The sequence below is a fragment of the Clostridium nigeriense genome (assembly GCF_900086595.1).
Classification (GTDB): Bacteria; Bacillota; Clostridia; order Clostridiales; family Clostridiaceae; genus Clostridium; species Clostridium nigeriense.
Map to the genome: position 1 here is coordinate 1,509,830 of NZ_LT575472.1, position 22,954 is coordinate 1,532,783.

Here is a 22,954-nt window from a genome sequence, read left to right on the forward strand (position 1 = left end):
GTTAGAAAAAGGTTGGAGGTTTTAATATGAATAATAAAATAAATAGAAATTTAAGTTTAGGTGAAATTGTTGTGATTTATCCTGCTATTGTAGAAAAATTCAATGATATGCAATTAGATTATTGCTGTGGTGGATCTAAAAATATAGAATTAGCATTAATAGAAAAAGGAATAAATGTGGATAAATTTATAGAAGAAGTAAATAAGGAATATGAAAAATTTATTATAGATAATTCTGATTATATCGATTGGAATGTAGAAGCTTCAGAAAAACTTATAGAGCATATCATAAATACTCACCATTCAAAGACATTTCAATTATTAAAAGAAATTGATCCATTATTGGTAAAAATCTTTAAAGTTCATTATTATCATGATCCAGAGCTTTTAACAAAAATTCATAAGCTTTTTGGAGAACTAAAATGTGAATTAGAAGAACACTTAATTAAAGAAGAAAGAATTTTATTTCCTAAAATTATAGAACTTGAAAGCACTAAAAATAATAATGGAAAAGAAACTTTAAAAAAAGAAATTCAAAGTTTTATAGGAGAGCATGAAGCTGCTGGAGATATATTGAAAGAATTAGCAAATATAACAGAGGATTATAAATTGCCAGAGTGGGCGTGTACAAGCTTTAAATTAGTTTATATGAAAATGCATGAATTAGAAGAAGACTTATTTATTCATATTCATAAGGAAAATAATATTTTATTTAAGAGATTTTAATAATGTGGAGGATGATTTAATGGAAAAGAAGAGATTTATTTTAGATAATGGTATAAATAGAGAAGTTAAGGAAGATAAAATTAAAGAGTTAACTGAGCTATTAAGAAATCTTAATGAAAAAGGATTAACAGATGACTTAAAGAAAAAAGGCTTGAAATTAGTTAGGTCAATAAGTCCTCTTGAACTTTCTATGGCAGAGCAAAGCTTAGTAGAAGAGGGAATGGATCCAAGTGAGCTTAGACATTTATGCGAAATTCATATGTTAATTTTAAAGGGAGAATTAGAAAAATTACAAGGAAAAATAAGTGAAGGACACGTTCTTCATACATTGATAAAGGAACATGAATTAATATTAGGCTTTTTAGATAAATTAGATTTAACAACAAAGAATATAATAAATATGGAAGCATATGATAAAAATAGAGAAGAATTTAAAGAAATAGTTAAATTAGCAAACAGCTTATTATCAGCAGAGCCACACCATAAAAGGGAAGAGGATGCATTATTTCCTGAATTAGAAATTAGGGGGATAACAGGACCTACAAGAATAATGAGGCTTGAACATGAGGATTTAAGAAAGAAAAAGAGGTCACTAAGAGATTTAGGAGAAAGTGTTGAAAATATAGATTTTAATGAATATAAGGAAAAGCTTTCAAAGCTTTCAAATGACATTTGCTTTGAATTGAGAGATCATATTTACAAGGAAAACTATATATTATATCCAACTGCTTTAGAAAGTATAGATGATAAAAATAATTGGAGTAATATAAAAGAAAAATGTGATAAAATAGGATATTGTGATTTTACACCGGAAGAATGTAAATAGAAGTTAATAATAAAAAAATAATTTAAAAACTCCTTGGGGAGTTTTTTTGTTTAGGTAAGATAGGTCCTTTTAAACACTAATAAATTTTATTGTAGTATAATATAAATAAAATTTATTAGTAAGGAGGGAATATTTTGAATTGTGATTGCTGTTGTGAAAGATGTGCAAGTAGATTATATGCCAGAGAAGTGCCTATATTTGAATCTTTATCTGAAGATGAATTAGATAGAATAATTTCTATTAGAAAGCATTTGTCTATAAAAAAGGGAGAGAGCTTGTTTATAGAGGGAGATAAGGTATCTAAGTTGTTTATTATTAGCGAAGGTATGATTAAGATAAGTAAGTCTACAATTGATGGAAAAGAGCAGATTATAAATATATTATCAGTAGGAGACTTTCTTGGAGAGAGCAATATATTAGGTGAAACACAAGAAAGTAATGTTTCTGCTATTGCAGTTAAGGATACAGACTTATGTACTATATCAAGAAAGGATTTAAAGGAAATATTATATTCAAATCCTGAAATAGCTTTAAAGATCTTAGCTGAATTAAATAAGAGGCTTATAGTAGTAGAAAATTTGAGTAAAAATTTATCAAATAATAATCCAGAATCAAGAATATGCTATATGTTAATTGAATTTAGTGAAAAGTATGGAAAAGAAAAAAATGGAGAAATTGAAATAGATTTGCCTTTAAATAGAGAGGGAATGGCAAATTATTGTGGGATAGCCAGAGAAACATTAAGTAGAAAATTAAGCTATTTGGAGCATAAAAATATAATTGAAATTATAGGAACTAAAAAGATAAAAATAAAAAACTTAAGATTATTAGAGGAAGAAATAATTTAAATCTATAAATTACACAATATATTGTTAATAACTTTTAACCTTTATACAATAGATATTTAAAATTTAAAATGTTAAAATTAAATGAGAATATTTGGAATTTCAGTATAGGGGGGAAGGTATTAGTAGTGAATAGCTTATGTGTTAGGTCAATAACAGAAATTATAAAAAGTAGATATTCAGTAAGAAGTTATAAGGAAGATTCTCTATCAGAAGAGATTATAGATAAAATAGAAAGTTACATACATGAATTAGATAATCCTTTTAATGTAAAGATGAGAATAAGATTAGTAAAGAAAGAAAAGTATGATGGTGTAGTTAGATTAGGAACTTATGGAGTAATTAATGGGGCTAGCTATTATTTAATAGGAGTATGCGAAGATAAGAATTTTGCCTTAGAGGCATTAGGATACACCTTTGAAAAAGCAATTTTATATTGTACTTCTTTAGGACTTGGTACTGTATGGCTTGGAGGAACATTTAGTAAAAGTAGTTTCGAAAAGACAATTAACTTAAGAGAGGATGAAATTTTACCTGTAATATCTCCAATTGGATACGAAGGAAATGAAAAATCATTTATTGGATCCTTTATTAAGGAGCATAGGAATATTAGAAAGTCTTTTAATGAATTATTTTTTCATAAAGATTTTGATAAAAGCCTAAATAGAGAAGCTGATAAATATAGTGAAGCTTTAGAAATGGTAAGGATTGCACCATCATCAATGAATAGTCAACCTTGGAGGATAGTTAGAGATAGTAACAGTTTTCATATATATAATAGTGGAAAAAGAAAAATGAATAGAATAGACATAGGAATTGCACTTTGTCATCTGGATTTATATTTTAAGGAAAAAGGAATAAATGGGAAATTTGAATTTAAAAATCCTAATTTAAAAACTAAATATAAATATGTAGTTAGTTGGATTACAAAATAGTAATGTATATATAATAAGAATAAGTTTATAACGTGATATTTTAAAATTCAGGGATAAGAGAAATCATTACCTTTAGTATTGAAAAACATAGATTATATTATTGAGACTTGTAGAATCAACGAAGTAAATAATACAATCTATGTTTTATTTTATAATTATATATGAAGAATATACAAATAAAAATATAAATAAACAAATTCTTTTATTTAAAATTGATAATATTATACTTGTAAAGGATTTAATTGACTGAGTAACTAATAACGTTAACAAATAATAATATTATTATTAAATAAATTAATTTAAGGGTGGGATAGAAAGATGGTACAAGAAATTTTATCAAAAATTCTAGATAAGAGATTTGGAAAGACATTAAAAGAAGCAAGTAATGAAGAAATCTATTTAGCTTTATTAGAATTAACAAAGGATTCGATTAAGAGCAAAGGAGAGAATAAGGGAAAAAAGAAACTTTATTATATTTCTGCAGAATTTTTAATTGGAAAATTGTTATCTAATAACTTAATTAATCTAGGATTATATGAAGAGGTTAAAAAAGTTTTATTAGAAAATGGAAAAGAACTTATGGAAATTGAAGAAATAGAATTAGAGCCGTCGTTAGGAAATGGAGGTCTTGGAAGACTTGCTGCTTGTTTCTTAGATTCAATTGCAACTCTAGGATTAAATGGTGATGGAATAGGTTTAAACTATCATTTTGGTTTATTTAGACAAGTATTTGAGGATAATAAGCAAAAGGCAATTAAAAATCCTTGGATAACTAGTAATAGTTGGTTAAATAAAACAGATATAAAATTTGAGATTTTATTTGGTGGATTTAAAGTAGTATCAAGCTTATATGATATAGATGTTACTGGATATAATAAAGGATGAAATAAGCTTCACTTATTTGATATAGATACAATAGATGAGACTTTAGTTAAAGATGGAATTAACTTTGATAAGGAAGAAATAAAGAAAAACTTAACTTTATTCTTATATCCAGATGATAGTGATAAGGCTGGGCATCTATTAAGAATTTATCAACAATATTTTATGGTAAGTAATGCAGCACAATTAATATTACTAGAAGCTGAAGAAAATGGATATGATCTTCATAAGTTGTATGATCATGTTGTAATACAAATAAATGATACACATCCATCTATGGTTATTCCTGAATTAATAAGACTTTTAGGACAAAGAGGAATAGGAATGGATGAAGCTATAGAAATAGTAACAAAAACATGTGCTTATACGAATCATACTATATTAGCTGAAGCCTTAGAAAAATGGCCGATAGAATATTTAAATCAAGTTGTGCCTCAATTAATGCCAATAATAAGAGAATTAGATAATAGAATAAAGAATAAATATAGTGATGAAAAAGTGCAAATTATAGATGAAGATTCTAGAGTGCATATGGCTCATATGGACATTCACTACGGATTTAGTGTAAATGGAGTTGCTGCACTTCATACTGAAATATTAAAAAATGAAGAACTTAAACCATTCTATGATATATATCCAGAAAAATTTAATAATAAAACTAATGGAATAACTTTTAGAAGATGGTTAATTCATTGTAATAATGAACTTTCAAATTATATAACTGAATTAATTGGAGAAGATTATAAAAATGATGCTACAAAGTTAGAAAGTTTATTAAAATATATTGATAATAAAGAAGTATTAAATAAAATTGAAAAAATTAAAAAGAATAATAAAGTTGAACTAAAGAAATATTTAAAAGACACTCAAGGTATAGATATCGATGAAAATTCTATATTTGATATACAAATTAAAAGACTTCATGAATATAAAAGACAACAAATGAATGTATTATATATAATTCATAAGTATTTAGATATTAAAAATGGAAATATTCCTGAAAGACCAATTACAATGATATTTGGTGCTAAGGCAGCACCAGCCTATATAATTGCTCAAGATATAATTCATACTATCTTATGTTTACAAGAAATAATAGAAAATGACCCAGAAGTAAATGAGTATTTAAAGGTTGTAATGATTGAGAATTATAATGTAACTAAAGCTTCAAAATTAATTCCAGCTTGTGATGTTTCAGAACAAATTTCATTAGCTTCAAAAGAAGCTTCAGGAACAGGAAATATGAAGTTTATGCTTAATGGTGCATTAACTTTAGGTACTGAAGATGGAGCAAATGTTGAAATACATGAACTAGTTGGAGATGATAATATTTATATTTTTGGTGAGTCAAGTGAAGAAGTTATTGAGCATTATAAGAAAGCAGACTACGTTTCTAAAGAGTATTATGAAAAGCCAGAAATTAAAGAGTTGGTTGACTTTATTGTAAGTGATAAAATGATAGCTGTTGGGGATAAAGAAAATTTATCCAGGCTTCATAAAGAGTTAATTAATAAAGATTGGTTTATGACATTATTAGATTTAGAAGACTATATTAAGACTAAAGAACTAGTATTTAAGGATTATGAAGATAGAGATACTTGGAACAAAAAAGTTTTAATTAATATTGCTAAAGCAGGATTCTTCTCATCAGATAGAACTATTGAAGAATATAATAATGATATTTGGAAACTATAGATAAAAATGCAAGCATTTTTATAATGTAAAATGAATAATTAAGAATGTAGAATCAAGGAAAAAAATCCTTCGGATTTTTGAATAAAAGAAGCTTGGAATAAATGTAAATTAAGTTTATTTAATAAATAGAATTAGTAAGAAAGAAGATAAATGTTATATGATGGCGACTTGGAGCTTACAACGGAACAAGGAGTATAACATTTATCTTCTTTTTCTATTTAAACTTAACTTCTCTTTCTGGAATTTTAAATTTTAAGTATTCTTCGATTTCTTCTAAAATATCATAATTCTTAGGGTCTGTAATAAGGCAAGTATAGCCACTGTCACCAGCACGAGCTGTTCTTCCTATTCTATGTATATAGCTTTCAACATTTTCAGGAGCATCGTAATTATATATATGGGTAACTCCTGTAACATCAATACCTCTTGAAGCTACATCTGTTGCTATTAAAAATTGTATATCACAATTTCTAAAAGATTTCATGATTTTTTCTCTTTTATTTTGAGGAACATCACTATGTATTTTTGAAGCATGAATACCTTTAGCTGCAAGCTTAATTTCTAATTCATCAGCACGTCTTTTAGTTCTACAGAAAATTATAGCCATAAATGGATTATCTTCTTCTATAATTTTACATAAAGCATCAACCTTCCATCTATCAGTAGTTTTAACAACTTCTTGTTTAATATTAGGAATTTCTGATTCTTCATTTTCTGTAATATCAATAATAGCTGGATTAGCCATATATCTATAAGCTAATTTTTTCACTTTAGAATCTATTGTAGCAGAAAAGCAAAGAGTTTGAACCTTTTTAGAAGCATAAGACATTATTTTTTCTATTTCATTTTTAAAGCCCATTAAAAGCATTTGATCTGCCTCATCTATAACAACTGTAGTAACCTTGTTTAGATTTATACTTTTTCTCTCTAAATGATCTAATAGTCTTCCTGGAGTTGCAATTATTATATTAATGCCTTTATTAAGTTTCTTTAGTTGAGCACCAATATCTTTACCGCCATAGGCAGCTAATATCCCTAAAGTGTTTATGTTATATTTACTTGCTTCATCACTAATTTGAATAGCTAATTCTCTAGTAGGAGATAAGATTAACACCTCTGTATTTTTAGAGTTAGGATTTATGCTTTGTAAAATAGGAAGTAAAAAAGATAAAGTTTTACCAGAACCAGTTTTAGATTTTACTATTAAATCATTTTTGTTAATAATTTTAGGAATAACTTCTTCTTGTACTTCTGTAGGAGAATTTATTCCGTTTTTATTTAATAAGTTAATTATTTTTTCATTTACTTTTAAATCTATAAAATTCATAAATTTGTCCTTTCTTTAAATCCATATAAATAGAGAGGAGCTTGGTATCCGGCGAAAGACAACCCAAGCTCCTCAAGTAATTAGCACTTACGTACCAACTGCTTAAATAGAATAACATTAAAATTAAGAAATAGCAACATAAATTTTATATTTATTTATATTTTTTATTTAAGTGTGTATTGACATAAATAAAATACAGGAATAAGATATTAATAAAAGTAAATACTAGAAATCCTATGAAAAGAAGGAGTAGTTAAATAAAGCTTCATTAAAGAGAGTTAAGAATGGTGAGATCTTAGCAAGAAGAAGTTTAATGAATGGATCTTAGAGGAATAAGGAGAACTTGAAAGAAAGTATCTGATATGGTGGGCTGCACCTTATAGCAGATAGAGTATGTTTGTACTTGAAAATGAGTGGTGTAACTTTAAGGTTATGCAATTTAGGTGGTATCACGGATATTATACTTCGTCCTATTAATTTAGGGCGAAGTTTTTTATTTTATGTAGTAGCAGGAGGATTAAATATGAAAAAAGAAGTTATTTTAACAGGAGATAGGCCAACAGGAAAACTTCATATAGGGCATTATGTAGGTTCTTTGATTAATAGGGTTAAACTACAAGATACAAATGATTACGATATGAATATAATGATTGCTGATACTCAAGCATTAACAGATAATGCAAGGAATCCAGAAAAAATTAGAAATAGTTTATTAGAAGTTTTATTAGATTATTTAGCGGTAGGAATAGATCCTAAAAAATCTAATATATTTATTCAATCTCAAATACCAGAGCTTAATGAGCTGACTATGCATTATTTAAATTTAGTTTCTTTATCTAGATTAGAGAGAAATCCAACAGTAAAAAACGAAATTAAAGAAAGAGGATTTGAAAATAGTATCCCAGCAGGGTTTTTAATTTATCCAGTTAGTCAAGCTGCTGATATAACAGCATTTAAAGCAGAGTTAGTTCCAGTTGGAGAAGATCAACTTCCTATGATAGAACAAACAAGGGAAATTGTTAGAAGTTTTAATAGTATTTATAAGACTAATATATTAATTGAGCCAAAAGCGATTATTCCAGAGGGAATTTCAGCAAGGCTTCCAGGAATAGATGGAAAAAGTAAGATGAGTAAATCATTAGGAAACACAATTTATTTATCAGATGATGAAGATACAATAAGAAAGAAAATTATGAGTATGTACACTGATCCTAATCATATAAGAGTTGAAGATCCAGGAAATATTGAAGGAAATGTTGTGTTTACTTATTTAGAAATTTTTTGTAAAGATAAGATACTGTTAAATGAAATGAAGGAACATTATAAAAGGGGTGGCTTAGGAGACGTAAAAATAAAGAAATATTTAAATGAAATATTGCAAGCTGAACTTAAACCTATAAGAGTAAGACGCAATGACTTTGAAAAAAATAAAGATTATCTATATGAAATATTAAGGGAAGGAAGTCTAATAGCAAGAAATATAGCTACTAATACATTAGATGAAGTTAGAAATGCTATAGGAATAAATTATTTTAACTAAAATATGTATTTATAGTTGAAAAATAGGTAGTAACTAAATATAATTAGAAAGGAAAAGATTGTAGGAGGTTTAACAAATGAAATTTGTAAATAAAAAATTATCATTAATTTTATTATCAATATTTTCAGTTTTTTTGATTGGCTGTGGTAATAAAGATAAAGTAGATGAAATTAAGGAAGATCCAACACTTAAAATAGGCTTAATGCCTGCTGTTGATACGGCTCCAATTCTTATTGCAGAGAAAAATGGATATTTTAAAGATGCAGGAATAAATGTTGAAATAGAAATTTATAACAATGCACAAAATAGACAAAGCGCTCTTCAAAGCTATTCAATAGATGGTGCGATGACAGATTTTATAGCAGTTGCAACAAATGTAAACGGTGGCTTTGATATAAAAGCTACAACTATGACAGATGGAATGTTCCCAGTTTTAGCAAATGAGGGTGCTACTGAAAAGAAAGATATTAAAGTAGGAATGATGGAAGTTAGCGTTTCTAATTATTTAATAGATAAGTGGTTAGGACAAGACTATAATGTAGAAAAGGTATTTATTAATGAAATACCTGCAAGACTTGCTGCTTTAAAAAGTGGTGATGTTGATATGAGTTTATTCCCAGAACCTGTAGCTTCAAATGGGGAATTACAAGGATTAACTAAAAATATTTATGGAATGGATGATGAATATTCGCCAGATTGTTTAGTATTCACAGGTAAAGCTATATCTGAAAAGCCAAATACAATAAAAGCATTCCATGAAGCATACAATAAGGCTGTAGATGAAATAAATAAGAATCCTGAAATTGCTAAGGAGATACTAATAGAAAAAATACCAAACACTAATCCTGATGTTAAAGATATAATGGTTTTACCAACATATAAAAAAACTGCCCTTCCAAGTGATGAATATTTACAAAGTATAATAGACTGGACTGAAAAAACATTAAATAAAGATTTAAATGTTAAAGCAGCAGATTTATTAGAAGGACAGTTTGTAAAATAATATGATAAAAATTAAAAATTTAACTGTAAGATATAAGGATGAAACTGCTATAGAAAACTTAAATTTATCTATAGAAAAGGGAAAATCTTATGCTATTATAGGTAAATCTGGATGTGGAAAAACAACCCTGCTATATACTATGGCAGGGATTATTTCTAATTATGAAGGGAAGTTAGAAATAGAAGGGGAATCATCGCTAATACTACAAAATTTGGGGCTTTTTAATTGGTTTAATGTATATAAGAACATACTATTAGGTTTAAATAAAAGTAGTCTTACAAAAGAAGAAAAAAATAAATTAGTAAATAATATAATTGAAGAATTAGATCTTAATGAGGTTAAGAATAAATATCCTAAAGAACTTAGTGGTGGTCAGAAGCAAAGAGTTGCAATAGCTAGAACTATTATAAGTAATCCAGAAATTTTATTGTTAGACGAAGCAACATCAGCTTTAGACTCAATTAATAAGGAGAAAATTCAAGAACTACTTTTAGATATAAAAAATAAAAAGAAAATTACAATGATCTTAGTAACTCATAATATTGAAGAAGCTGTATTTTTAGGCGAAGAAATAATAGTTATGAAAGATGGAAATATAAAGAGTATTATTTCTAATAAGTATTTTGGTGATAAGAATATTAGAATGAAAAAAGAATATATAGAGATATGTAATGAAGTAAGAGGTAAGCTTTATGATTAAAAATATATTTATCAAAGTATTAAAAAGCTTTTATGGAGTAATTATAGTATTAATATTATGGTATATTTTAAGTGCTATAATTGGAACAAATATGGTACCTACTCCTAAAATGTCAATAATAGAGCTTGTTAGATTATTACAAAATGATTTTTTATATCATATTTTATATAGTTTATATAGAATACTAGGGTCAATATTAATTTCATTAGTAATAGGTATTCCTATTGGAATTATTTTAGGAAGAAGTAACCTAGTAGATAAAATAATTTCACCTGCTATATATTTATTATATCCAATACCTAAAATAGCCTTTCTTCCAATTTTTATGGTTATGTTTGGTATAGGAGATAAATCAAAAATAATACTTATGGTAACAATCATAGTATTTCAAATTTTAATAGTTACAAGAGATGCAGTAAAGGAAATAGATAAAGATATATTAATATCGGCGAAAGTTATGAAATTTAATAAATTTGATACAATAACAAAGGTTATATTGCCTAGTATTTTACCCAAAGTATTTTCAGCACTAAGAGTAAGTATTGGTATTGCTATATCTGCTTTATTCTTTAGTGAGAATTATGCAACTAAATATGGAATTGGGTATTTTATAATGAATTCTTGGGCTATGGTTGATTATAAAGGTATGTTTGCTGGAGTACTTGCACTTAGTATAATGTCATTGATAATTTTTAAGATTATAGATATTTTAGAGAAAAAAATATGTTCATGGATATAATTGGGGCTGCTAAAAGCAGTCCCAATCTTTTATTTTATAGATTTAAATTTTCTTCTTTTAAATAGAAGTGCAAAAACTATACCGAATAACATAACGCCTAAGTATCCGCAAAATTCAAATATTTTTCCTTTAATATTTATTTGATTATTAGAAAAATCATTGATATTAGTAGGTCTTTCTTGTTTATTATCTATATTAGCTTGATTAGTATTAACTGTACTATCATTATTAGGTTTTTGCATTTGATTTTGTTGTGTATTAGATTCTTGATTACTAGTATTAGGATTTTGCATTTCTTCATTATTATTTGTACTATTTTCTATACTAGCACTAGTATTTGTATCTACATTGTTATTATTAGCAGGTCTTTGCATGGGATTTTGCTGTAGATTATCTTCCTGATTGTTATTATTAGGAGGTTGAATTGGACCTTCATTATTATTAATTATATTATTAATTTCACCATTATTATCTGCACTAGTTTCCATACTAGAGCTAGTAGGTGCATCCATATTGTTTATATCATTAGGCTTTTGCATATTCATATTTTTATCCCTAGCACCACCGCCTTGGCTACCCATTGCTGTTAGATTAACAGTAGTTTCAATAGTTCCATAGCTAGTCGAAGGTTGACTTCCATCAAGTTGGGCAGCTATACTTTTTGCTCTATTAATTCCAAAGTTTATTAATTCAGGAAGTGAAGCTTCATATTCTTCATAAGTATAGAATGCTGTAGCATCATTTTTTACATATTCAGATATAAGAGAATTTACTGAATTAATTGTATTTTCATAAGTTCCATCATTAACGTAATCAACAATTTCTTGAAGATATTTATGATAAGTTTCTTTGTATTCATCAACTTCTAATAATTTTTCTATTAAAGGACTATTTCCAGTAGTATCTGTAACAGGACTATCTATCGGGAAGTTTATAGCGTTACTAGCACTTCCTATAGTAAATCCTCCAAAGGATAGGTTGTAGTCCCAAGGAAGTATTTCAAAAACACCATCTCGTTCATAAAGATAATAATTATGTTTCATATTAGAAGCATAGCTATCTAAATTTACAAGGAAAGTATTTACTGCAAAATATCTAAGGATCTCATCTACATTAAGGTATTCTTCTAAGTTAGTTCCTTCATTAAGATTTTTAATCATTTCAATAACTTTTTCTTTATCTGAATCAGTAGTTGTTTTAAATATATTATTATCAAATATATCTGAGTAGGATTCTTTATTATCATCGGTATACACTAAACTTCCACCGTTGGAGGAACCCATTCCTCCGCCTCCACCCATCATACCACCTCTAAAGCCATTATTATTAGCTTGATTTTCTTGAGTATTGTTATTTGTTTGGCTATCATTTGTATTAGCATTATCGTTATTAGTTATATTACTAATATCAGGAGGATTAGTATTATCGCTATTAGGCATATTTCCTATGTCAGGAGGATTAGCATTATCTCCATTAGGAATATTGCCCATGTCAGGAGGATTAGCATTATCTCCATTAGGCATATTACCTATATTAGGAGGAGTAGTGTTATCTCCAGAAGGCATGTTGCCCATATTAGGAGGATTAATATTATCTCCATTAGGTATCTCACCCATATTAGGTTTCATATTTTCATTATTATCTTTCTTTCCACCTATTTCATTACCTTCAGGTTTATATAGGTTTCCTGATAAAGAACCATAATTTCTTTCGATAAATTCTTCTTCAATTACTTCAACTGCAAAATATAATCCCCATTCTTCTCCATTAAGAGTTATATTAGTAAATGCAAAGGCTGGAGTTGGAACACCCATTTTATCTAGTAAGTCATAAGATAGATATTCTTTCATATAAGTAGCATCAGAAATAATATTATTTAAGGCTATTTTACTTAAGCCATCCATTGTTTGTCCATCAACATATTCATCAAATTTTACTTTGAAGCTAAATCTATCAGTAGTGTCGTCACTTGCAACTGTAGAAAGGCTTGAATTTCCTTTTGCTCTAATACCTACATTATAATATTTTGTTCCGTTTACAGTTATATTAGAGTTTATATATTCTTCATCTGTAGCATTTTCTAAAAGATAATTCCAATTATCCTCGTCAACTTCTATATCTATTTCAGTTATGTTTTCTTTATCGAAAACAGTATCAACATAGTTAAAGTTACTAGAAGAAGTAGCATTGCTAATAGTTATATTTTTAGATTTTATATAAAATAAAGAAGTAAAAAGTATAGCTATAGCTGTTATTGTAGCTATAATAGCATTTATATATTTATTTGAAATCATTTCATAACACCACCTTAAGGGTTAACTCATATAGTCACCATTGTAGCTTACTAAAACAACATTATTAACTCCTTCTAATTTATTAATTTCATTTACAAATTTAGTTGACATTTCTTTTAATTTTATTTCAACAGTAAGCTCTATACCATTACTACCTGATACAGTTTTTGATTTAATAACATGTTTCTTTACTGATTTGTTAATATTGTTCATTACTAAATTTTCACTATGTTCATCTTCACAGTTTATTACTAAAATATAAGGATTATCTGTACTTTTCTTATTAACAAATACAAGCATTATAATTCCTATAAATACAGATCCAAATACAGCAAGAGGAATAAGTCCAGCACCAAGAACTATACCAATACTAACTGACCAAAAAACAAAAGCAATATCTAGAGGTTCTTTAACAGCAGATCTAAATCTTACTATAGATAAAGCACCAACCATACCAAGAGATAATACAACGTTTGAAGTTACAGCTAAGATTATAAGAGTTGTAACTAAAGTCATTGCAAGTAGTGATACACCAAAATTTTCAGAATACATAACTCCTCTGAAAGTTTTTTTATAAACTAAGAAAATAAATAATCCTATTGCAAAAGCAAGTGCAAGAGCAATAACCATATCGAGCATATTAAAAGATGTTGTTTTTTCTAAAAAACTAGATTTAAAAATATCATTAAAAGTCATTTTTGTTACCTCCAAAATATAAATTATACTGTAAATAATCTACAAGCTGCATATTTTGAAACAGCAGTTTGCCTACGTGTATTGGTTTGTACAAGATCCCTAATAATATCAGGGAGAAAATTATCATATTTAATTTCTAAAATTATAGGATTATCATTTACTAAGCCTAATGTTGGTAAGTTTGGATCAAATATATTCGTAGAATATAAACCACTTTTTATATTACGATCAACTGTTATCCTTACATTTCCAGCATTAAATATATAGGCTTCTCTAGTATAGTCAACTATAGTTTTAGGTTTAAGACATTGATATTTTAACTTACAATAAAATTCTTTAAGTACATCTTTGTTAGAATCTTTTAAAAAATTAATATCTCCATTTAATATTTTTTGACATTCTTCTTTAGTTAATGGAGCAGAAGATTTATAACATAATCCATTTAATTTACTTTTTTTTTCAAGTCTAATAAAAGAGTGATTGTGATTATAAAATCTAATTCTAAATTTTTCTCTATTATTAAAACCACTTATTTTTTCCATTAGAGCTTTGTCATTAAAATTATCAAAGTATAAACTTCTTATATGATAAATACCACTATCTCCTGCATTTTTATCTAGAGTTGCGAAATTTTTCAATCTATTTTTTATAGATATATAGTCAGATAGAGTAATAAAAACTTTTATTTCATGTCTAGGTTTTACCATAAATTATCACCTCCTGTTCGAAAGTAATATTAATTCATTAAGCTTAAATTAGTCTTAAATTTAAAAAATTAAATTTTATAACTGACATAAAAGTGAAACAATTTAATGCTAAGATTTGGCGATAATAATTTTGGTAAAAATATAAAGGAAACTACATCAATACAAAAATATATATGGAAAAATAGATATAGTTAATAAAGGGTAGAGTAATTTTAATGATTATTATTCTAATTTTTGTTTTAAATTTAATTCTATTTTAAGGTTTCTATGATAGAATTTTATTAATTAATAATTTTATATCTTTTTATTAGGCTGTTTTATTAACAGTTTCAGATAGTTTATATGGAGGTAATTAAATGAAACTACTTTTAATTGAAGATGAGAAAGAGCTTTCAGAGGCTTTATTTCAAATACTAACTAAAAATAAATATTTTGTTGATTCTGTCTACGATGGGGAAGATGGACTTGATTATGCATTAACAGGAATATATGATGTTATAATTTTAGATATAATGTTACCTAAACTAGATGGATTAAGTTTATTAAAAAAGATAAGAAAAGAAGGAATTTTAACTCCTGTAATAATGCTGACTGCAAAAAGTCAAATAGAAGATAGAGTTGTTGGATTAGATTTAGGAGCAGATGATTATTTAACTAAACCTTTCGCAGTTGAAGAGCTACTAGCAAGGCTTAGGTCCATAACTAGAAGAAAAGGAACTGTTGTTAATGATAACATATTAACTTATGGAGACATACGTTTAAATATAAATACTTATGATTTAGATGTAAATGATGAAAGTATTAGATTAACATTAAAGGAGTTTGAAATTATCAAATATTTTATGGAAAGACCTAAATGTGTAGTTAGTAAAGATGATTTAATAACTAAACTTTGGGGGTTTGATTCAGAAGTAGAATATAACAATATAGAGGTTTACATTTCTTTTATTAGAAAAAAATTATCTTATTTAAAATCAAAGGTAAATATAGTTACAATAAGAGGTGTCGGTTATAGAATGGAGGATTAACTTTGTTTGATAAGTTAAAGAAAAAATTTATATTAATAAATATGTCTTTATTAACAGTAGTTTTTATACTGATTTTTGGAAGTATATATATTTTTACGACTATAAGTATGGATAGAGACTTAGAACACGAATTACGGGGGATTATATATAATCAAAAAAAACCAGCACCAGATTTACCAATGATGAGTAGTAGTATAAGTATTGATTTAGATTCTGATTATAATATTGCAAAAGTTACAACCTTTATGGAAGTTGATGAAGATGTACTTAAAGATACTATATATGAAATAATAAAGAATGGAAAAAAATATGATAAAGTTAAGTTAGAGGGAAGTAGTTATGGGTATTTAAAGGAATATACTGCAAAAGGATTAAAAATAGTGCTTATGAGTAGGCAACCACAAATAGATGTATTAAATAATCTTCTAAAGGTATTTATATTTATTGGAAGTATAAGTCTTATTTTATTGCTTTTAATAAGTATTTATTTAACTAATAAAACTATAAAGCCAATAAAGGAAACTTTTGAAAAGCAAAAACAATTTATAGCAGATGCTTCTCATGAACTTAAAACCCCACTTGCCATTATAAGAACCAATACTTCATTAGTATTATCTAATAAAGGGGCCACTGTGGAAAGTCAAAGTAAGTGGCTTAATTATATTAATAATCAAATAGGAAGAATGACAGAATTATTAGATGAAATGCTATCATTAGCAAAGCTTGATACAAATAGAGAACTTCAAGAATTTAAAGATTTTGATTTAAGTAAATTATTAAACAGTATTTTATTAACCTTTGAAGCTGTTATTTTTGAGAATAGAATAGAATTAGAATCTAATATTTCAGAAAATGTTTCATTAAAGGGTGATAAGGAGAGTATAAAAAAGGTAGTTATAATATTATTAGATAATGCTATTAAGTATACTAATAAAAGTGGCAAGATTAATGTTAATTTACAACAGGAAAAAAATAAAATAAAGCTTAAGATTAAAAATACAGGAGAAGGAATTAAAAAAGAAGATTTAGAAAAAATATTTGAAAGATTTTATAGAGTGGACTCATCAAGAGCAAGAGAAACAGGAGGATATGGTCTTGGATTATCTATAGCTAAATCAATAGTAGATAGTCATAAAGGGAAAATATATGCGGAAAGCAATATTGGGAAAGATACTACGTTTATAATAGAATTTAATATTTAATAGCTTTTTAAAGGCTAAAATAATTAATAATCTTTGTTGAATTTTTTATACTGTGGAGTTAAAATTGTACTAGTCAGTCAAAATGTAAAAGTATAAGTAGCAAAAGGAAAGAGGCAGTATGAAAAATATAATCAAGGTATTCAAGAGAGATTTAAAAAGTATTGTAAAAAATCCAATAGCCTTAATCATTGTGGCTGGTGTATGTGTTATACCAGCCTTATATGCTTGGGTAAATATAAAGGCATGTTGGGATCCATATGGAAATACAAGTACAATTCCTATAGCAGTTGTTAATAGTGATAAAGGCACAGAAGTTTTGGGAGAAGAACTAAATGTTGGACAAGAGATTATTGAGGAACTTAAAAACAATAAAAATATAGGATGGAAATTTGTAAGTAAAGAGAATGCCGATTCTGGAGTAGTAGATGGTACTTATTTTGCATCTATAGAAATTCCAGAAAGCTTTTCTGAAGATTTAGTTAGTATAACAACGGACAGGAGTAAGAAGGCTGAGATAATTTATAAATTAGATACTAAGGCAAATCCTGTTGCAGGAAAAATAGCAGGTGTTGCAGAAGAGACCTTAATTGATGAAGTTACATCAAATTTTATTGAAACTGTAAATAAAAAGGTTTTTGATAAAATTGATGGTTATGAAGAAAAAATTGATAAAAATAAAGTTGACATTATAAAGCTTAAGGATCTCGTAATAACTGCATCTAAAGAAATAGATTCTGTTATAGATATTTTAGATGGAGTAAATTCAAATTCTGGAAATCTAAATAATTATTTAAAGGAAGTTAAATCAACATTACCATTATTAACAAGCGGAATGTCTACAGATGAGTCCATAATCAAAAATGCAGAAAATTTAATAAAGTCTACAACTGATAGTTTTACTAATTCAGTTTCTATATTAAATGAAAATTTAAGTCAAAGTAAAATTAGTGTGGACAAAATTATATCAATTTTAGACAGTTTAAAGGATAACAAAAGTAATGTTGAAATTAATAGTCAAATCAGTGAGGCTAAAAACACATTGACTTTTATAAATAATTCAACAACTTCTAATATAAATTACTTAGAATCTGTAAATAAAGAAAAGCCAAATGAAAATATAGCGAATAATATTTCTGATTTAAAAGTATTGCAAAGTGATATTAGTAAGCAAGAAAGTTTAATTGAATCAATTTGGAATAATTATTCTAACGAAAATAAAGAAAATGAGGAAGTAATAAATGAGCTAAAGGAAAATTTAAAACATATTTCTAATAATATTGAAAATCTTCAAAATAGCTTTGAAAGTGGAACAATTCCTATTTTAAATGATATAAATAATAATTTGATAAATGCCACTAAAAAAGCATATGAGCTTTTGGATCATTCTCAAAAATCTGTTGATGGTATAACAAATTTATTAAATACAGCAGAGCAAGGAAGTGGACTTGCATCTCAGGTATCGGGAAATCTTTTAGAAGAATTAGAATACTATAGAGAGGATATTAAAAGCTTAGGTGAAGAATTATCTAAGGTAAATAATGAGGACTTAAAGAGTATTCTTGCAATATTACAAAGTAATCCAGATTTAATTTCAAATTTTATTGCAGATCCATTTAATATTAAAGAAGTAGAGGTATATTCCGTACCTAATTATGGTTCAGCTATGGCTCCTATATATTCTGTTTTAGCAATATGGGTTGGAGGGTTAATACTAACTTCAATATTAAAAACTGAAACTCCTAAAATTGATTGGGGAGATGAGCCAAATATAAGAGAAAAGCATTTTGGAAAGATGTTTACTTTTGTATTATTAGCAGCAATACAAGGTCTTATAATAGCTTTAGGAAATATACTTTTATTAAAAGTATATTCTGTGTCTCCAGTTTTAATGGTGATTTTTTCAGTGCTATCAGCTGTAACATTTTCTATAATTATTTTTACAAATGTATCTTTACTTGGAAATGTTGGAAAAGCTATAAATATTGTTTTTATGATAGTTCAATTAGCTGGTTGTGGTGGGAGTTATCCAATACAAGTAGATCCACTTATATTTAGAATTTTACAACCATTTTTCCCATTTACTTATGCTGTAGGTGGATTTAGAGAAGCCATTGCAGGTCCGCTTATAAGTAGTGTGATTTTAGATATAAGTATTTTAGTACTATTCTCAATTCTATATGTAATGTTAGGCTTTGTATTTAAGCCAAGATTAAAGAGCGTAGTAAAAAGATTTGAGAAGAAATTCCACGAGTCTGGAATAGGAGAATAGTGAGGTTATATTATGAAGATGTTATTTAAAATATTTAAAAGAGATTTATTTAAAATTAAAAAAAATTATGCAGCACTAATTATAGTTATAGGTCTTTGTATTATTCCTTCTTTATATGCTTGGATAAATATATTAGCATGTTGGGATCCATATGCTAATACAGGCAATTTACCGGTTGCGGTAGTAAATAAAGATGAAGGAGCAGTAGTAAATTCAAAGGAAATAAATGTAGGAGACCAGGTTATAGAAAATTTAAAAGAAAATAAGTCTATAAAGTGGGAAATAATAGATGAATGGCAAGCAAATAATGCTTTAAATCAAGGAACATATTATGCAATAATAGAAATACCACAAAATTTCTCAAATGGGTTAGTAAGTTTAACAACTAGTAATCCTAAAAAGCCCAATATAATATATAAGGTAAATGAAAAAGCAAATGCAATAGCAACAAAAATAACTAATGTGGCTAAGGATAAATTAACAAAGGAAATAAAATTAAATTTTGTAGAAACAGTAAATGAGGAAGCCTTTAATGAGCTAAATAAGTTAGGATTACATTTAGATAATAATCGTTCAAAGGTATTAGCTATAAAAGATGTAGTTACTACAGCAAAAACGGATTTAGCAAGTATACAAGATTTTATTAATACTTCAGCTGAAAATTCAGAGAGTTTAAAAGAATATATTTATAGTATAAAGAATGATTTACCTATTATTACTGAGCAAATAAATGATTTACAAAAAGCAGCAAGCTCAAGTAAAACTTTGGTAAATGAAAATAAGAACAATTTAAATACTATAAATAATGATATAAATAGTAATATAATAGAACTTCAATCTTTATCTAAAAAAATAGATAATTCATTAACAAATATTAAGTTATCATCTGCAACTAAAGATGAAATAAATAAAAATTTAGATGAAGCTTACAACTATATAAATGAAATGCAAAGCATAGTTGATATATCAATTAAAGAAATAAATGAAATTAATGAACATTTAAATAATGAAAATCTAAATAAATTAGTAGATGAATTAAGTAAATTAAATGATATTTTATACAATCAAAAAGATTCTATTATTGAACTAAAAAAATTAGTGAATAATGGTACAGTAGATGAAGAATTAACTAAAAAAATAGATGCAATAATTAAGGTTAATGATGAAGTAATGAATAATATTGTTACTATTTCAAATAACTACTATAAAAACAGCAGTAATGTTATTAGTAACATTTCAGATGAATATTCTAATAATTTAGATGCCTTAAACTCTATACTTGAAACTTCAAAAATAATAGTTCCTCAATTAAATGCATTGGCGAACTATGGAATTGCATCAAGTAATGAAGCTATTGAAGATGCAGAGGAGCTAAGTAATAAGATAGCTGATATTCAAAAAAATATTTCAGATCTGGATTCAAAGTTAGAAAATTTAAATGATGATAGTTTAAATCAAATAATAGAGTTACTTACAAAAGATTCTAGTGAAATAGCTGATTTTATATCATCACCTATAAATGTTAAACAAGTTGATGTGTACGGGGAAGGAATATTTGGTGTAGGACTTACTCCATTCTATTCAGTTTTAGCAATTTGGGTAGGAGCTCTTTTAGCTGGGGCATTACTTACAACAAATTGTGAGGACTTTGATGAAGGAAAGCAACCTAATATGATTCAAAGGCATTTTGGGAAAATGTTATTGTTTTTAAGCATAAGTTTAATTCAATCATTTATAATAGTTTTGGGAGATTGGTTACTTCTTAAGGTCCCTGTCTATAATGTGCCTTTATTATTTGGACTAGCAATGTTAACTTCAATTACTTTTACAATAATAATATTCACTTTAGTTTCTATTTTAGGTAATGTGGGGAAGGCTATAGCTGTTATAATAATGGTATTTCAAATAGCAGGTGCAGGAGGAATATATCCTATTCAAACAAACCCAGAGATATTTGGTATTTTATATCCACTTTGGCCATTTACTTATTCAATAAATAGTTTTAGAGAAGCTATATCAGGGCCAGTTTGGAATAATGTGTGGATAAGTGTTAGAGCATTATTAATTTACTGTATGATTTTTGGTATTCTTTCAGTTTTAAAGAAACCATTGCATAAGATAACTCACTTTATGGAGCATAAATTTGAGGAATCAGATTTATAAATATATAAAATAAGATAATGGAGAATATTTATGAGTGAGAGAGAGTATATAGAAAAAGAAGCAAAGTTAATTTATAAATATATAGTTGAAGATAATGAAAAATTTGATAATAAGAAACAATTATATGCAAGAATATTAAATAGTATAAAGAGTACAGCTGAATGTGATATTGGAGGCATTGAAACTTTAGACTTATCATTAACTGAAATAAGAGATATAATAAAGAATGTTGTAGAAAGTTAAATAAGTTATAAGGTGGTGAAGTGGTGTTAAAGCCATTTAAACATAGTCTATCTATAAATGATAGACAAACAATGATTAATATTACAGAAATAATAAAAGAAGATATTAGAAATTCAGGAGTTAAGGATGGAATAGCAGTAATTTATTGTCCTCATACAACAGCAGGAATTACTATAAATGAAAATGCAGATCCAGATGTGGTTAGAGATTTGGTCTATGGATTTGAAAATGTATATCCTACACATGATAAAAATTATAGACATTTTGAAGGAAACTCCCATGCTCATATGAAGTCTTCGACTATGGGAGCTTCACAAAGTTTGATAATAAATGAAGGGAAGTTGATTCTTGGAAGATGGCAAGATATATATTTCTGTGAATTTGATGGACCTAGAAAAAGAAGCTTTTATGTTAAAATAGTAGAAGGATAGTTTAATAATTGATAATAAAAAAACTCAGCTTTAGCTGAGTTTTTTTATAGAATCATTATAAATGTTCCAATAGTAATGAATATGCCACCTATAACTGTTTTTACGCTAGCTGCTTCTTTTAATATAACGAAGGCTAAAATCATAGTTATAACAACACTAAATTTGTCTATAGGAACTACTTTAGAAGCTTCTCCAATTTGCAAGGCTTTATAGTAAAATAACCAAGAAAGTCCTGTAGCAATACCTGATAAAATTAAAAATAACCAACTTTTTTGGCTTATATTGCTAATTTGATTTATACTACCATTTATTAATACAATTCCCCATGCCATTACTAAAACAACAACAGTACGTATTGCAGTAGCAAGATTTGAATTTATGTTTTCAATACCTATTTTAGCTAAAATAGAAGTAAAGGCAGCAAAAAAAGCTGATAATAAAGCGTAGATAACCCACATATGAATAACTCCTTTTAATTTAAATTTTTCTAACAATATAAATATCCTCCATCTATATAGTGTAATTTTAATATTATTATATAATATAGTTAAGAATTAGAAAAGGTGAGGAAAATTTTGGAGTTATAGATGTCAACTAAGTATTATTATAGTAGAAACTAAAATTTTATTTTAATAAATCAAAAAAATATGCATATATTATATATTTTAAGCATTATATATATTAAAGATAGAATTAAATATTAT

Annotated in this window: 19 protein-coding genes, 1 pseudogene and 1 other annotated feature; of the genes and pseudogenes, 15 read left to right on the top strand and 5 right to left on the bottom strand. The window is 26.6% G+C overall.

The window, feature by feature from the left end; translation table 11 throughout:
* Positions 1-26 precede the first annotated feature (26 nt).
* The 5 genes and pseudogenes from ric to BN6774_RS07160 all read left to right on the top strand — a co-directional run bounded on the left by ric (position 27) and on the right by BN6774_RS07160 (position 5,908).
* A complete protein-coding gene (gene ric / locus BN6774_RS07140) occupies positions 27-725 on the top strand; it encodes an iron-sulfur cluster repair di-iron protein (RefSeq protein ID WP_066891842.1) in 699 nt (232 codons plus the stop codon).
* A 19-nt stretch (positions 726-744) separates the two neighbouring features.
* Positions 745-1,551, top strand: coding sequence for a DUF438 domain-containing protein (locus BN6774_RS07145; protein ID WP_066891845.1), 807 nt, complete (start codon positions 745-747; stop codon positions 1,549-1,551).
* A 134-nt stretch (positions 1,552-1,685) separates the two neighbouring features.
* Entirely contained in the window at positions 1,686-2,399 is a 714-nt protein-coding gene (locus BN6774_RS07150) for a Crp/Fnr family transcriptional regulator (protein WP_066891848.1), read from the top strand.
* A 125-nt stretch (positions 2,400-2,524) separates the two neighbouring features.
* A complete protein-coding gene (locus tag BN6774_RS07155; RefSeq protein WP_066891851.1) occupies positions 2,525-3,331 on the top strand; it encodes a nitroreductase family protein in 807 nt (268 codons plus the stop codon).
* A 318-nt stretch (positions 3,332-3,649) separates the two neighbouring features.
* A pseudogene (locus tag BN6774_RS07160) lies at positions 3,650-5,908 on the top strand (glycogen/starch/alpha-glucan phosphorylase).
* Positions 5,909-6,122: 214 nt separating this feature from the next.
* Here BN6774_RS07160 and BN6774_RS07165 read toward each other — a convergent pair.
* On the bottom strand, positions 6,123-7,235 hold the full coding sequence (locus tag BN6774_RS07165) for a DEAD/DEAH box helicase (RefSeq protein ID WP_066891857.1): 1,113 nt from the start codon (positions 7,233-7,235) through the stop codon (positions 6,123-6,125).
* Positions 7,236-7,462: 227 nt separating this feature from the next.
* Positions 7,463-7,711, top strand: a binding site (T-box leader).
* A 47-nt stretch (positions 7,712-7,758) separates the two neighbouring features.
* On the opposite strand from BN6774_RS07165, the gene trpS reads away from it, so the two are divergent.
* From trpS to BN6774_RS07185, 4 genes are all read left to right on the top strand, one after another.
* Complete coding sequence (gene trpS, locus BN6774_RS07170) at positions 7,759-8,775, top strand: tryptophan--tRNA ligase (RefSeq protein WP_066891860.1); 1,017 nt, start codon at positions 7,759-7,761, stop codon at positions 8,773-8,775.
* Positions 8,776-8,851: 76 nt separating this feature from the next.
* Positions 8,852-9,778, top strand: a complete 927-nt coding sequence (locus tag BN6774_RS07175; RefSeq protein WP_066891862.1) for an ABC transporter substrate-binding protein — start codon at positions 8,852-8,854, stop codon at positions 9,776-9,778.
* 1 nt (position 9,779) lies between these two features.
* Positions 9,780-10,478 (top strand): ABC transporter ATP-binding protein, encoded by a 699-nt coding sequence (locus BN6774_RS07180; RefSeq protein ID WP_066891865.1) that lies wholly within the window; start codon positions 9,780-9,782, stop codon positions 10,476-10,478.
* The gene (locus tag BN6774_RS07185) at positions 10,471-11,217 is read left to right on the top strand and encodes an ABC transporter permease (RefSeq protein ID WP_066891867.1); all 747 of its coding nucleotides are present in this window, start codon (positions 10,471-10,473) and stop codon (positions 11,215-11,217) included. The genes BN6774_RS07180 and BN6774_RS07185 overlap by 8 nt, the downstream gene beginning before the upstream one ends.
* 29 nt (positions 11,218-11,246) lie before the next feature.
* On the opposite strand, the gene BN6774_RS07190 is transcribed toward BN6774_RS07185, so the two are convergent.
* Genes BN6774_RS07190 through BN6774_RS07200 form a run of 3 tightly spaced genes read right to left on the bottom strand, consistent with a single transcriptional unit; the run spans position 11,247 to position 14,914 of the window.
* Entirely contained in the window at positions 11,247-13,511 is a 2,265-nt protein-coding gene (locus tag BN6774_RS07190; RefSeq protein WP_084766933.1) for a CotH kinase family protein, read from the bottom strand.
* Between the two features lie 21 nt (positions 13,512-13,532).
* The gene (locus tag BN6774_RS07195) at positions 13,533-14,207 is read right to left on the bottom strand and encodes a DUF4956 domain-containing protein (RefSeq protein WP_066891870.1); all 675 of its coding nucleotides are present in this window, start codon (positions 14,205-14,207) and stop codon (positions 13,533-13,535) included.
* Between the two features lie 23 nt (positions 14,208-14,230).
* A complete protein-coding gene (locus BN6774_RS07200; RefSeq protein WP_066891873.1) occupies positions 14,231-14,914 on the bottom strand; it encodes a polyphosphate polymerase domain-containing protein in 684 nt (227 codons plus the stop codon).
* A gap of 356 nt (positions 14,915-15,270) precedes the next feature.
* Here BN6774_RS07200 and BN6774_RS07205 point away from each other — a divergent pair, with 356 nt between their 5' ends.
* The 6 genes from BN6774_RS07205 (at position 15,271) to BN6774_RS07230 (ending at position 22,250) form a co-directional block, all read left to right on the top strand.
* Positions 15,271-15,942 carry a response regulator transcription factor gene (locus BN6774_RS07205; RefSeq protein WP_066891876.1) on the top strand — a complete coding sequence of 224 codons (672 nt, stop codon included), beginning with the start codon at positions 15,271-15,273 and terminating at the stop codon, positions 15,940-15,942.
* Positions 15,943-15,944: 2 nt separating this feature from the next.
* Entirely contained in the window at positions 15,945-17,144 is a 1,200-nt protein-coding gene (locus tag BN6774_RS07210) for a sensor histidine kinase (protein WP_066891879.1), read from the top strand.
* A 118-nt stretch (positions 17,145-17,262) separates the two neighbouring features.
* On the top strand, positions 17,263-19,413 hold the full coding sequence (locus BN6774_RS07215) for a YhgE/Pip domain-containing protein (RefSeq protein ID WP_066891882.1): 2,151 nt from the start codon (positions 17,263-17,265) through the stop codon (positions 19,411-19,413).
* 12 nt (positions 19,414-19,425) lie between these two features.
* Positions 19,426-21,576, top strand: a complete 2,151-nt coding sequence (locus BN6774_RS07220) for a YhgE/Pip domain-containing protein (protein ID WP_066891885.1) — start codon at positions 19,426-19,428, stop codon at positions 21,574-21,576.
* Between the two features lie 30 nt (positions 21,577-21,606).
* Positions 21,607-21,819: a hypothetical protein gene (locus BN6774_RS07225; RefSeq protein ID WP_066891888.1), complete on the top strand. Its 213-nt coding sequence runs from the start codon at positions 21,607-21,609 to the stop codon at positions 21,817-21,819.
* 23 nt (positions 21,820-21,842) lie between these two features.
* A complete protein-coding gene (locus tag BN6774_RS07230; RefSeq protein ID WP_084766935.1) occupies positions 21,843-22,250 on the top strand; it encodes a secondary thiamine-phosphate synthase enzyme YjbQ in 408 nt (135 codons plus the stop codon).
* Positions 22,251-22,294: 44 nt separating this feature from the next.
* On the opposite strand, the gene BN6774_RS07235 is transcribed toward BN6774_RS07230, so the two are convergent.
* Complete coding sequence (locus BN6774_RS07235; RefSeq protein ID WP_066896513.1) at positions 22,295-22,708, bottom strand: EamA family transporter; 414 nt, start codon at positions 22,706-22,708, stop codon at positions 22,295-22,297.
* Positions 22,709-22,954 lie beyond the last annotated feature (246 nt).